At 67.3% G+C, this 12,287-nt stretch carries 13 protein-coding genes; all 13 read left to right on the top strand.

Annotated features, from left to right (window positions below; genetic code table 11):
- Window positions 1-56 precede the first annotated feature (56 nt).
- The 13 genes from rplJ (at window position 57) to HPO96_RS19175 (ending at window position 12,139) form a co-directional block, all read left to right on the top strand.
- Complete coding sequence (rplJ, locus tag HPO96_RS19235; protein ID WP_171674877.1) at window positions 57-674, top strand: 50S ribosomal protein L10; 618 nt, start codon at window positions 57-59, stop codon at window positions 672-674.
- Between the two features lie 59 nt (window positions 675-733).
- Entirely contained in the window at window positions 734-1,123 is a 390-nt protein-coding gene (rplL, locus tag HPO96_RS19230; RefSeq protein ID WP_171674876.1) for a 50S ribosomal protein L7/L12, read from the top strand.
- A 248-nt stretch (window positions 1,124-1,371) separates the two neighbouring features.
- Window positions 1,372-2,319 (top strand): ATP-binding cassette domain-containing protein, encoded by a 948-nt coding sequence (locus HPO96_RS19225; protein WP_171674875.1) that lies wholly within the window; start codon window positions 1,372-1,374, stop codon window positions 2,317-2,319.
- Window positions 2,316-3,089, top strand: coding sequence for an MlaE family ABC transporter permease (locus tag HPO96_RS19220; RefSeq protein WP_171674874.1), 774 nt, complete (start codon window positions 2,316-2,318; stop codon window positions 3,087-3,089). The genes HPO96_RS19225 and HPO96_RS19220 overlap by 4 nt, the downstream gene beginning before the upstream one ends.
- Before the next feature lies 1 nt (window position 3,090).
- Window positions 3,091-3,921 (top strand): MlaE family ABC transporter permease, encoded by an 831-nt coding sequence (locus HPO96_RS19215; protein WP_171674873.1) that lies wholly within the window; start codon window positions 3,091-3,093, stop codon window positions 3,919-3,921.
- A complete protein-coding gene (locus HPO96_RS19210) occupies window positions 3,918-5,246 on the top strand; it encodes an MCE family protein (RefSeq protein WP_171674872.1) in 1,329 nt (442 codons plus the stop codon). The genes HPO96_RS19215 and HPO96_RS19210 overlap by 4 nt, the downstream gene beginning before the upstream one ends.
- Window positions 5,243-6,277, top strand: a complete 1,035-nt coding sequence (locus tag HPO96_RS19205) for an MCE family protein (RefSeq protein WP_337796715.1) — start codon at window positions 5,243-5,245, stop codon at window positions 6,275-6,277. The genes HPO96_RS19210 and HPO96_RS19205 overlap by 4 nt, the downstream gene beginning before the upstream one ends.
- Entirely contained in the window at window positions 6,274-7,281 is a 1,008-nt protein-coding gene (locus tag HPO96_RS19200) for an MCE family protein (RefSeq protein WP_171674871.1), read from the top strand. The genes HPO96_RS19205 and HPO96_RS19200 overlap by 4 nt, the downstream gene beginning before the upstream one ends.
- Window positions 7,281-8,471, top strand: a complete 1,191-nt coding sequence (locus tag HPO96_RS19195; protein ID WP_171674870.1) for an MCE family protein — start codon at window positions 7,281-7,283, stop codon at window positions 8,469-8,471. Before HPO96_RS19200 ends, HPO96_RS19195 begins: the two co-directional genes overlap by 1 nt.
- The gene (locus HPO96_RS19190; RefSeq protein WP_171674869.1) at window positions 8,468-9,688 is read left to right on the top strand and encodes an MCE family protein; all 1,221 of its coding nucleotides are present in this window, start codon (window positions 8,468-8,470) and stop codon (window positions 9,686-9,688) included. The genes HPO96_RS19195 and HPO96_RS19190 overlap by 4 nt, the downstream gene beginning before the upstream one ends.
- A complete protein-coding gene (locus HPO96_RS19185; RefSeq protein WP_171674868.1) occupies window positions 9,685-10,977 on the top strand; it encodes an MCE family protein in 1,293 nt (430 codons plus the stop codon). Before HPO96_RS19190 ends, HPO96_RS19185 begins: the two co-directional genes overlap by 4 nt.
- A complete protein-coding gene (locus tag HPO96_RS19180; protein ID WP_337796714.1) occupies window positions 10,974-11,474 on the top strand; it encodes a hypothetical protein in 501 nt (166 codons plus the stop codon). The genes HPO96_RS19185 and HPO96_RS19180 overlap by 4 nt, the downstream gene beginning before the upstream one ends.
- Complete coding sequence (locus HPO96_RS19175; protein WP_171674867.1) at window positions 11,474-12,139, top strand: hypothetical protein; 666 nt, start codon at window positions 11,474-11,476, stop codon at window positions 12,137-12,139. Before HPO96_RS19180 ends, HPO96_RS19175 begins: the two co-directional genes overlap by 1 nt.
- The last annotated feature ends 148 nt before the right edge of the window (window positions 12,140-12,287 follow it).

Here is a 12,287-nt window from a genome sequence, read left to right as displayed (position 1 = left end):
GGGGCGTTTTCTTGTTCCAGGGGTCTCCGGTGTGAAAGCCAATCGAAGGAGATCCCATGGCGAGGCCGGACAAGGCAGCCGCTGTCGCGGAGCTGACGGACGAGTTCCGTAGCTCGAACGGCGCCGTGCTGACCGAGTACCGCGGACTTACCGTGGCGCAGCTGAAGAACTTGCGGACTGCGCTCGGTGACGACGTGAACTACGCCGTGGTGAAGAACACGCTGACCAAGATCGCCGCCAAGGACGCGGGTGTCGAGTCGTTCGACTCGCTGCTCGAGGGTCCGTCGGCCATTGCCTTCATCAAGGGCGATGCGGTGGTTGCGGCCAAGGGTCTGCGTGACTTCGCCAAGGCGAACCCCCTTCTCGTCATCAAGGGCGGCGTGCTCGACGGCAAGCCGCTCAGCTCTGACGAGATCAGCAAGCTCGCTGACCTGGAGTCGCGTGAGGTCCTCCTCGCGAAGCTCGCAGGTGCGATGAAGGCGGCCCCGCAGCAAGCGGTGTCGCTGTTCGCTGCTCCGCTGTCGCAGGCCGCGCGCCTGTTCGCGGCGCTGCAGGACAAGCTGCCGGCGGACGGGGCTGCGGCTCCCGAGGCCGCGGCCGAGGAGACCGTGCAGGACACGGTCGACGCACCTGCCGAGGCGAGCACCGAGGAGACCGCCGCAGCTGACAGCTGAGGCAGATCTCACCAGCATCACCCCATTTCAGTGATCCACCGTTAGGAAGGACCGCCATCATGGCGAAGCTCAGCACCGAAGAGCTCCTCGGCCAGTTCAAGGAACTGACCCTGCTGGAGCTGTCGGAGTTCGTTAAGGCATTCGAAGAGGAGTTCGGCGTCACCGCCGCCGCTCCGGTCGCCGTTGCCGCTGCCCCGGTCGCCGGTGGCGCCGGTGGTGGCGAGGAGGCCGCCGAGCAGGACGAGTTCGACGTCGTCCTGGAGTCGGCCGGCGACAAGAAGATCCAGGTCATCAAGGAGGTGCGCGGTCTCACCAGCCTTGGGCTGAAGGAGGCCAAGGACCTGGTTGAGTCCGCCCCGAAGGCGATCCTGGAGAAGGTCGACAAGGCTGCCGCGGAGAAGGCCAAGGAGGCCCTCGAGGGCGCCGGCGCCACCGTCACCCTGAAGTGACCTCGCTTACGCTCCGTCAAGGAGCGTAACGAATGTGTAGAGAAGGGCGGTCCCCGTAACGGGGGCCGCCCTTCTCGCTTTCGCGATGGATACGATCGCAATCGCTTGCGTCTTCGACGCAATCGAGGGGTTACGCAAAACCGTACTCGTGCGTAACCTAGGCCACTGCTCCCTCGTTGGAATCGAAGTACTCCTCGGTTCGGGGCAAGCACAAAGATCCCGTGAGGCAGAGCCGATTGGAGGGCCAGGTGGGCGTAGAAGTCCGCGTCGAAGGTCTCACCAAATCGTTCGGTAGCCAGTTGATCTGGGGCGATGTGTCCCTGACCCTGCCGGCCGGTGAGATCTGCGTGATGCTGGGCCCCTCCGGAACCGGTAAGTCCGTATTCCTGAAGACGCTGATCGGTCTGCTGAAACCCGACAAGGGCCATGTGCACATCGAGGGCACCGATATCGCGACCTGTAGCGAGCGCGACCTCTACGAGATCCGCAAGCTGTTCGGCGTGTTGTTCCAGGACGGCGCGATGTTCGGCTCGATGAACCTGTACGACAACGTCGCGTTCCCGCTCCGTGAGCACACCAAGAAATCCGAGTCCGAGGTCCGCTCCATCGTGATGGAGAAGATGGAGATGGTCGGTCTGGTCGGCGCGGAGCGCAAGCTCCCCGGCGAGATCTCCGGCGGGATGCGGAAACGGGCCGGGCTGGCCCGGGCGCTGGTGCTGGAGCCCGAGATCCTGCTCTTCGACGAGCCGGACTCCGGTCTCGACCCGGTCCGGACGGCGTTCCTGAACCAGCTGATCATCGACCTGAACGAGATGACCCAGGCGACCTGCCTGATCGTCACCCACGACATCAACACCGCGCGCACCGTGCCGGACAACATCGGCCTGCTCTACCACCGGCATCTGGCGATGTTCGGGCCGCGGGAGATGCTGTTGTCCAGTGAGGAGCCGGTGGTCCGCCAGTTCCTGAACGCGCAACGCGTCGGCCCGATCGGCATGTCCGAGGAGAAGGACGCCGACGAGCTGGCCCGCGAGGCCGACCAGGAGCTCCCGCCGCTGCCGCCGATCCCGATCCAGCAGTTGCCGAGCTCCGGCGTCCTGCGGCCGACCCAGCGCCCGCCCGGCGAATGGTGCCGGGAGCACGGGGTGACTCCGCCGCCCGGCTCGTTCGCCTCCGATGTGGTGGGCGCTACGTGACTTTGTCAGCCACCGCCCCGCTGAAGCACGCCGGCTCGCTGTTCGCCTTCACGCTCGACACGATGCGGGCGTCGGTCCGGCGTCCGTTCCAGCTGAAGGAGTTCCTCCAGCAGGCCTGGTTCGTGGCGAGTGTGACGATCATCCCGACCGCGCTGGTCGCGATCCCGTTCGGGGCCGTGATCGCGCTGCAGGTCGGCGGCCTGATCAAGCAGTTCGGCGCGCAGGCCTTCACCGGATCGGCCGCCGTGCTGGCCGTCGTCCGGGAGGCGTCGCCGATCGCGACCGCGCTGCTGATCGCGGGCGCCGGCGGCTCGGCGATCTGCGCCGATCTCGGCGCGCGCAAGATCCGCGAAGAGCTGGACGCGATGATGGTGCTCGGGATCGACCCGATCCACCGGCTGGTGGTCCCGCGGGTGCTGGCCACGATGCTGGTCGCGTTCTTCCTGAACGGTTTCGTCAGCGTCGTCGGCGTGATGGGCGGCTACGTCTTCAACGTCGTCCTCCAGGACGGCACCCCAGGTAGTTATATCGCCAGTTTCACCGCGCTCGCCCACTTGCCCGACCTGTGGCAGGGGCAGGCGAAAGCGCTGGTCTTCGGGTTCATCGCGGCCGTGGTCGCGTCGTACAAGGGGATGAACGCGGGCGGCGGCCCGAAGGGCGTCGGCGACGCGGTGAACCAGTCGGTCGTGATCACGTTCATGCTGCTGTTCGTCGCGAACTTCTCGATGACCGCGATCTACTTCCAGCTCGTCCCGCCGAAGGGGGCCTGACATGTCGGCCCTGATGGACACGCTGGTCAAGAAGCCGCTCAACTCGCTGGACCGGCTCGGCGAGCAGCTCGCCTTCTACGTCAAAGCGCTGGCCTGGTCGGGCAAATCGATCACCCGCTACCGCAAGGAGATCCTGCGGCTGCTGGCCGAGGTGACGCTGGGCACCGGCGCCCTCGCGGTGATCGGCGGCACGGTCGGCGTGATCACGTTCCTGGCCTTCTTCACCGGCACCGAGGTCGGCCTGCAGGGTTACTCCGCGCTGAACCAGATCGGCACGTCGGCCTTCGCCGGCTTCGTCAGCGCGTACATCAACACCCGCGAGATCGGCCCGCTGATCGCCGGGATCGCGCTGGCCGCGACCGTCGGCTGCGGTTTCACCGCGCAGCTCGGCGCGATGCGGATCAGCGAGGAGATCGACGCCCTCGAGGTGATGGCGATCCCGTCGCTGCCGTTCCTGGTCACCACCCGGATCATCGCCGGCCTGATCGCGGTGATCCCGTTGTACGTCGTCGGCCTGCTCTCGTCGTACTTCGCCACCCGGCTGACCGTGACCAAGTTCTACGGGCAGAGTACGGGCACGTACGACCATTACTTCCATCTGTTCTTACCACCGGGCGACGTGTTGTGGTCGTTCGGCAAGGTGCTGGTCTTCGCCGTCCTGGTCATCCTCGTGCACTGCTACCACGGCTACCACGCGAGCGGCGGCCCCGCGGGCGTCGGCGTCGCGGTCGGTCGCGCCGTCCGGACGTCGATCGTCGTGATCAACGTCGTCGACCTGCTGCTCTCGATGGCCATCTGGGGCACGACGACCACAGTGAGGCTGGCCGGATGATCAACAAGCTTCCGCACAAGGCTTATGGCGTCGTCTTCATCGGCATGCTGTGCTTCCTGCTCTGGCTGACCTACGCGTTCTACGCGAAGGTCTTCACCGACACCGTCGACATCGAGCTGAAGACCAGCCACATCGGCCTCCAGCTCAACGAGCACGCCGATGTGAAACTGCGCGGCATCATCGTCGGCGAGGTCACCGGCGTCTCCACCGACGGCGAAGAGGCGACGGTCGAGCTCGCGCTGAAACCGGACCAGGTGAAGGAGATCTCCAGCGCGGTCAGCGCGCGGATCCTGCCCAAGACGCTGTTCGGCGAGAAGTACGTCGCTCTCGTTCCGCCCACCGGCGCCGAGGGCCGGCCCATCCGGGCCGGTGACGTGATCGCCCGCGACAAGACCGCCGTCGGCATCGAGATCGAGAAGGTGCTGAACGACGCGCTCCCGTTGCTGCAGGCCGTCGACCCCGCCGATCTGAACGCCACGCTGAACACGCTCGCCACCGCGCTCGAAGGCCGCGGCGCCGAGATCGCGGGCACGCTCACCCAGCTCGACTCGTACCTGAAGAAGCTGAACCCGAACGTCCCCAAGCTGATGGCCGCGCTGACCAAACTGACCCAGGTCTCCCAGCTGTACGGCGACGCGACCCCCGATCTGGTCCGCGCCCTGCGCAACCTGACCATCACCGGTAACACGGTGGTCGAGAAGGAACAGCAGCTCCAGCAGTTCTTCACCGACGTCCAGGGCGTGTCCTCGACCGGTAACAACTTCCTCAAGCAGAACGAGGACCGGGTGATCCGGCTCGGCGAGGTGAGCCGCCCGGTGCTCGACCTGCTGGAGCGGTACTCACCCGAGGTGCCCTGTTTCCTCAAGGTGATGACGGACACCACCCCGATCCTGAACGACACGTTCCGCGACGGCCGGCTGAACATCAACCTCGAGCTGATCACCAACCAGCCGACGCCGTACGAGCCCGACGAGCTGCCCGAGTACTCCGACCGCCGCGGCCCGACCTGCGTCGGCAAGAACTACAGCCACCCGGGCGAGAAACCGGGCCCGTACACCCAGGAGAACCCGGCGCCCTACATCACCGGTGAGGACGGCGTGAAGGGCTCCCACAACAAGGACCAGCGCTTCCCGGTGAACCTGACGCTGAACCGGGCGATGCCCGGCTTCGCACTGGACACCCAGGGCGTCGGGACGCCGGCCGAGCAGAAGGTGATCGACTCGGTGGTGGCCCCGGCGATGGGCGTCCCGGCGCGCGACGTCCCGGATCTGACCACCCTGCTGGTCGGTCCGCTCCTCCGCGGAGGCCAGGTGAACCTCAAGTGACCAAGCTGCTGGACAAGAAGACCACGCTGGACATCGTCCGGCTGTCGATCTTCGTCGTGGTGACGACGATCGCGACCGCGCTGCTCGCGGTGACGATCGGCAACATCAGCTTCAACGCGACCACGAAGTACCGGGCCGTGTTCACCGACGCGGTCGGGCTGAACCAGGGTGACGACATCCGGATCGCCGGGGTCAAGGTCGGGCAGGTCGACAAGATCGCGCTCCACCAGGACAAGCTGGCGATGGTGACGTTCAGCATCGACTCCGACCAGGTCGTCGACAACTCGACGCATGCGACGCTCCGCTACCGCAACCTGGTCGGCAACCGCTACATCGCGCTGACCGACGGCGTCGGCGGCGGCGATCGGCTGAAGTCGAACGGGCTGATCCCCCAGGAGCGCACGGCCCCCGCGCTGGACCTGTCGGTGCTGTTCAACGGCTTCAAGCCGCTGTTCACCGCGCTCACGCCCGCCGACGTGAACCAGTTCGCCTTCGAGGTGATCAAGGTCCTGCAGGGCGAGGGCGGCACGATCGAGTCGCTGCTGGCCAAGACCGCCTCGCTGACGACGACGCTCGCGGACGCCGACCAGGTGATCGGCGACCTGATCACCAACCTGACCGGCACGTTGCAGATCGTCTCGCAGCGCCAGCAGAACTTCTCCCAGCTGCTGGTGAACCTGCAGCAGTTCATCACCGGCCTGAGCCAGGACATCAACCCGATCCTCAGCTCGCTCGGCTCGATCAACTCGCTGAACACCAAGACGGCCGGCCTGCTGCAGCAGACCCGGGTCCCGATCAAGGCCGACCTGGATCGGCTGCGCACGGTCGCGACCACACTCGACGACACCCAGGGCATCTGGGTGAAGACCCTGCAGAACATGCCCGAGAAGCTGAACACGATGACCGGGACGGCGTCGTACGGCTCCTGGTTCAACTTCTACCTGTGCAACTTCAACGGCAACGTGACGCTCCCGCTGGGCACTCGCATTCCCGTCGCCTACGACAACAACTCGGCGAGGTGCAAGAAGTGAAACCTTTCCGCGAGCAGAACCAGGTGACGATCGGCGTCATCGGCCTGACGGTGATCGGGCTGGTCATGCTGGCCGCGTTCAAGGCCCAGGACCTGCCGCTGATCGGCGGCGGGACGAAGTACTCCGCGCAGTTCTCCGAGGCCGGCGGGCTGAAGCCGAACGACGAGATCCGGGTGGCCGGCGTCCGGGTCGGGCAGGTCCGCAGCGTGGAGCTGGCCGGGACGCACGTCCGGGTCGAGTTCGTCGTCGACAAGGGCGTGAAACTGGGTGACCAGACCGGCGCCGAGATGAAGATCAAGACCCTGCTCGGCCAGAAGTACCTCAAACTGAACCCGGCCGGCAGCGGCTCGCTGAAGGCCGGCGCCGAGATCCCGCTCGCGCGGACGGTCTCGGCGTACGACGTCGTGGACGCGTTCTCCGATCTCGCGAACACGACCGAGCGGATCGACACCGCCCAGCTGGCCAAGGCCCTGGACACGCTGTCGACGACGTTCAAGAACACCCCGGACGAGGTGAACGCGTCGCTGACCGGGCTGTCCCGGTTGTCGCGCAGCGTCGCCAAGCGGGACGAGCAGCTGAAGCTCCTGCTGCAGCACTCGAACACGGTCACCAAGGTGCTTGCCGACCGCAACCAGCAGCTGATCAAGCTGATGAAGGACGGCAACACCGTCTTCCAGGCCGTGCAGGCGCGGCGGGCGCTGATCCACCAGCTGCTGGTCTCGACGCAGAAGCTGTCGGCGCAGATCACCGCGCTGGTCCGGGAGAACCGGAAGGATCTGGCGCCGACACTGCAGAAGGTGAACGCCGTCCTGGCGACCCTGCTGAAGAACCAGAACGACCTGGACGCCAGCATCAAGGGCCTCGCGCCGTTCGTCCGCGTCTTCACCAACACCCTCGGCACCGGCCCCTGGTTCGACACCTACGTGCAGAACCTGGTGCCCGTCCCCGAGGTCCCGCTGCCCCCGGTCGACCTCGGCCTCCCGCCGATCCTCGGAGGCCGCTGATGACGAAGGTCTCCTCGTTCTCCCGGCTGATCGCGATCGGCGTCGTCGTGGTGATCCTCGCGGTCAGCGTGATCTCGCTGTGGCCGAATCCGGAGCGGGTGTCGGCGACGGCGTACTTCCCGCGGGCGGTGTCGGTCTACCCCGGCTCCGATGTCCGTATCCTCGGTATCAAGGTCGGCGAGGTGGAGAGCGTGACGCCGGCCGGGCGGTCGGTGCGGGTGAAGTTCTGGTGGGAGGCCAAGCACAAGGTGCCGGCGACGGCCAAGGCCGTGATCGCGGCGCCGTCGATCGTCGCCGATCGGTACGTGCAGCTGACCCCGGCGTACGCCAAGGGTGAGGTGCTGGCGGACGGCGCCGAGATCCCGATGGAGCGGACCGCGGTGCCGCTGGAGCTCGACCAGATCTACCAGAGCCTGAACGACCTGTCCGTCGCGCTCGGTCCGAAGGGCGCGAACGACCAGGGCGCGCTGTCCCGGCTGCTCGACGTCTCCGCGAAGAACCTGAACGGCCAGGGCGCCAAGCTGAACCGCACGATCACCGACGTCGCCAAGCTGACCGGCACGCTCTCCGGTAACTCGGACAGCCTGTTCGCAACGGTCCGGCAGTTGCAGACGTTCGTGTCCGCGCTCGCGGCCAACGACGCGCTGGTCAAGCAGTTCAACACGAACTTCGCCGCGACGTCGACGACGCTGGCCGGCGAGCGGAAGGACCTGGCCGCCGCGCTCTCGCTGCTGGCGACCGCGCTCGGCGAGGTGGCGACCTTCGTCAAGGACAACCGCGCCCTGGTCCGGAACACCGTCTCCGGCGCGACCGAGATCTCCCAGATCCTGGTCAAGGAGAAGGCCGCGCTGGCCGAGATCATCGACACCGCGCCGCTCGGCCTGGGCAACCTGGCCCGCGTCTACAACCCGCAGTACGGCACGCTCGACCAGCGGATCAACCTGGCCCAGCTCGACAACCCGTCGTCGTTCATCTGCTCGCTGCTGCTGCAGGTGAACCAGCCGCTCTCGACCTGCTCGCTGCTCAAGCCGGTCCTGGACGCCTTGCCGAAGCTGCCGCTGCTCAGCCAGCTGACCGGCGGCGCCCCGGCCAGTGGTGGCCCGGCCGGTACGCCGTGGGCCCCGGCGCCCGCCGAGAAGCCGGCCAGCCCGGACCCGGTCGATCCGACCCTCGGGGGGCTGGTCCGATGAGACGGCGTACGGCGGCGGTCGCGGGGCTGCTCGCGATGACGATGGCCCTGACCGGCTGCGATTTCAGTGTGTACTCGCTGCCGCTGCCCGGCGGCGCGAAGATCAAGGGGCCGTCGTACACGGTCACGGTCGAGTTCGCCGACGTGCTGGACCTGGTGCCGAAGTCGACCGTGAAGGTGGACGACGTCACGGTCGGGACGGTCGAGAAGGTCTGGCTGGAGGGCTACACGGCGAAGGTGCGGATCCGGCTGCCGAAGAGCCTGGAGCTGCCCGACAACGAGCGGGCGACGATCCGGCAGACCAGCCTGCTCGGCGAGAAGTTCGTCTCGCTGGCGCCGCCCGGCGGCTCGGAGGAGCCGCGCGGCAAACTCGAGCAGGGCGAGATCATCCCGCTGTCCCGGACGACCAGTAACGTCGAGGTCGAAGAGGTCCTGTCCGCGCTGTCGCTGCTGCTGAACGGCGGCGGCGTCGCCCAGCTCCAGATCATCACCCAGGAGCTGAACAAGGCCCTCACCGGTAACGAGCCGGCCATCAAGAGCGTGCTGGACCAGCTGAACACCTTCGTCGGGACGCTCGACCAGAACAAGCAGAAGATCGTCACCGCGATCACCGCGGTGGACGCGCTGGCCAAGAAGCTGAACGCGCAGAAGGCCACGCTGGCGACCGCGATCGACTCGCTGCCGAAGTCCATCGCGACACTCGACAAGCAGCGGGCCGCGCTGGTCAAGACGCTGCAGGCGCTGTCCACCCTGGGCAGCACGGCGACCCGCGTGATCACCTCCGCGCAGAAGGACCTGGTCGCGAACCTGCAGTCGCTCTACCCGATCCTGACCAAGCTGGCCGAGGCGGGGGAGAACCTGCCGAAGTCGCTCGAGCTGCTGTTCACCTACCCGTTCCCGGACGCCGCCGCGAAGGCGGTCGGCGGCGACTACACCAACCTGGGCATCACCCTCGACGTGAACACCCAGAAGGCGCTCAAGGGCCTGCTCGGGCTCGACCTGCCGAACGTCGGCCCGACCGCGCTGCCGACCCTGGGGCTGAGTATCCCGCTGCACAACCCGACCAAGACCAAGCCGGGCAGCAAGCCGACCAAGCCGGCCGCGCCGACGACGACCTGCGTGACCGTCCTGCTGCTGCCGGTCTGCGGGCCGAAACTCAACCGGGCCGGGTTCGATCCCGAGCTCGCCAAGGCGCTGATGCCGGGGGTGGTGAAGTGATCACCAGAGGGGTCCGGATCCAGCTGATGGTGTTCCTGCTGATCACCGTCGTCGGGATCGCGTTCGTCGGCGCGCGCTACGCGCAGATCGACAAGCTGCTGTTCGACGACGAGTACACGGTCAGCGCCAGCTTCGCGGAGTCCGGCGGCATCTTCGAGGGCGCCGAGGTGACGTACCGCGGCCAGCCGGTCGGCCGGGTCGGCGAGCTGAAGCTGCTCCCGGACGGCGTCCTGGTCGATCTCGAGATCGAGAACAAGACCAAGGTCCCGAACGACCTGCTCGCGGTGGTCGCGAACCGCTCGGCGATCGGCGAGCAGTACGTCGACCTGCAGCCGCGCCGCGACGGCGGCCCGTACCTGAAGGACAACTCCCGGATCGACCGCGAGAACACCGCGATCCCGATCGACACCACCGAGCTGCTGCTCAACCTCGACGAGCTGGTCAACTCGGTCAACCAGGACAGCCTGCGGACGACGGTCAAGGAGCTCGGCCAGGCGCTCAAGGGCCGCGGGACCGATCTGCAGCGGATCATCGACAGCTCCGGCCGGCTGATCGACGACGCGGACGCCAACATCCTGCAGACGATCAAGCTGATCAACGACGGCGACACCGTCCTGGCGACCCAGGTGGCCAGCGGCGACGCGATCAAGACCTGGGCGAAGAACCTCGCGCTGCTGTCCGACACCCTGGTCAGCTCCGACGCGAACCTGCGTAAGGTCGTCGACCAGGGGTCGGCCGCGTCGACCCAGCTGACCGGCCTGATCCAGGAGAACCGCGCCGACATCGCCGTCCTGCTCGGTAACCTGCTGACGGTGAACCAACTGACCGCCGTCCGGCTGGATGCCCTCGAGCAGCTGCTCGTGGTCTACCCGGCCGTCTCGATGGGCGGCTACGTCGTCCCCGCCAAGGACCCGGGCACCGGGCACTACGACGCGCACTTCGGGCTCGTGCTCGGGTTCACCCCGCCGGCCTGCCGGGCCGGGTACAAGGGCACCGACTGGCGCGTCCCGCAGGACACCTCGAAACAGGCCGCGAACAACAAGGCGGGCTGTACGGCGTCGCCGTCGTCCGGGGTCAACGTCCGCGGCGCGCAGAACAAGCCCGGCCCGTCGTCCCGCTCGGATCGCAACCGCGCCGGGTTCGGCGTCGGCTACGACCCGGTGACCGGGGCCGCGGGCGGCGCCGGCGGCATGCCGGAGATGATTCTCGGCTCGACCGGCGGACAGCAGGAGCTGCTCGGCAGCGACTCCTGGAAAGCCCTCATCCTCGGACCGGTGACCGGTAAGTGACTGTGAAAACCCCTCGGCGCGCCCGCCTGATCGTGGCCTGGGCGCTCAGCGTGCTGCTGGTGATCGCGCTCGCGGGCGCGACGCTGTCCGTGGTCGCGCTGCAGAAGCAGCGGCAGGACAAGAGCAACCGCGAGGGCGCGCTGAAGTCCGCCCGGCAGCTCGCGCTGGACTTCACCACGTACAACTACCAGACCTGGGACGCCGACGCGCAGCGCGTCGTCGACGACTCCACCGGGCAGTTCAAACAGGAGTTCCAGGCCGGGGCCGGTTCGGTGAAGACCGACGTGGTGGCGAACAAGGCGACCTCGAAGGGCGACGTGAAGGAGGCCGGGCTGGTGTCCGGTGACAAGGACTCCGCCGAGGTCCTGGTGATCGTGAACGCGCTCGTCACCAACACCGCCTCGACGGCGGGGGTCGAGCGCCGCTACCGGATCAAGCTGGACATGGTCCGCGAGCAGGACCGCTGGCTGACCGCCGACCTGCAGGTGGTGGGCTGATGCCGGATCGTCCCCGCAACCGGCCGCGGATCGCCGGGCAACGGCGCCCGGCGGTCGAGGTGCCTGCTGAGTCGCCGGCCGAGACGCCCGTCCAGGATGTGACCCCAGTCACTTCAGAGGTCCAGGACGACGTTCCGGACGTGCCGGAAACGACCGAGGTCGTTACCGAAAGTGATGAGAAGAAGCCGATCGGCGGGGTGCTGTTCGCGCTGCTCGGCGTCCTGATCGTGCTCGTGCTGACCGTCGCGGCGGTGCTCGGGGTGCAGGCCTGGCAGGGCAAGCAGGCCGAGGACGCCCGCGGTCAGGCCGCGGCCGCTGGGCGGAAGGCGGCCGAGACGGCGCTCAGTTACGACTACCGGACGCTGGAGAAAAGCTTCGCGGACGCACGGGCGACGATGACTCCGGAGTTCGCCGGGAAGTTCGACGAGACGGCCAAGGTGGCCGGCGAGCTGGCCGGGAAGACCAAGGCGACGGTCAAGGCCGACGTGCGCGAGGTCGGCGTCCGGGACGGCGACGCGGACCGGGTGACGCTGATCATCTTCGTCAACCAGACCACCACCAGCACGGTCACGCAGGGTAAACCCCGGGTGGACCTGAACCGGACCCGGTTCACGATGGTTCGAAAAGACGGCCGATGGCTGGTCCAGGAGATCGCCGGACTGTAGTCTCTTTGTGACTCCACACCAGGAGGGCGCCGGCAGTCTCGTGGGTGATCTACCCACTGGAGACACCGGGTCGGTCCTTGACGGAGAGGGGGGTCCGAAGGCAAACTATCGGACCCCATTGGACAGGTTTGCCCGTATCGGGTAGCCT

This window comes from Kribbella sandramycini, assembly GCF_013131805.1.
Taxonomy (GTDB): domain Bacteria; phylum Actinomycetota; class Actinomycetes; order Propionibacteriales; family Kribbellaceae; genus Kribbella; species Kribbella sandramycini.
Note: the sequence above shows the minus strand (reverse complement) of the source record. Positions and strands in the feature narration are given on the sequence as shown.

Coding starts and splice junctions, on each gene's coding strand:
- rplJ (WP_171674877.1), top strand. CDS start 57: ATGGCGAGGCCGGACAAGGCAGCCGCTGTCGCGGAGCTGACGGACGAG.
- rplL (WP_171674876.1), top strand. CDS start 734: ATGGCGAAGCTCAGCACCGAAGAGCTCCTCGGCCAGTTCAAGGAACTG.
- HPO96_RS19215 (WP_171674873.1), top strand. CDS start 3,091: ATGTCGGCCCTGATGGACACGCTGGTCAAGAAGCCGCTCAACTCGCTG.
- HPO96_RS19210 (WP_171674872.1), top strand. CDS start 3,918: ATGATCAACAAGCTTCCGCACAAGGCTTATGGCGTCGTCTTCATCGGC.
- HPO96_RS19195 (WP_171674870.1), top strand. CDS start 7,281: ATGACGAAGGTCTCCTCGTTCTCCCGGCTGATCGCGATCGGCGTCGTC.
- HPO96_RS19190 (WP_171674869.1), top strand. CDS start 8,468: ATGAGACGGCGTACGGCGGCGGTCGCGGGGCTGCTCGCGATGACGATG.
- HPO96_RS19175 (WP_171674867.1), top strand. CDS start 11,474: ATGCCGGATCGTCCCCGCAACCGGCCGCGGATCGCCGGGCAACGGCGC.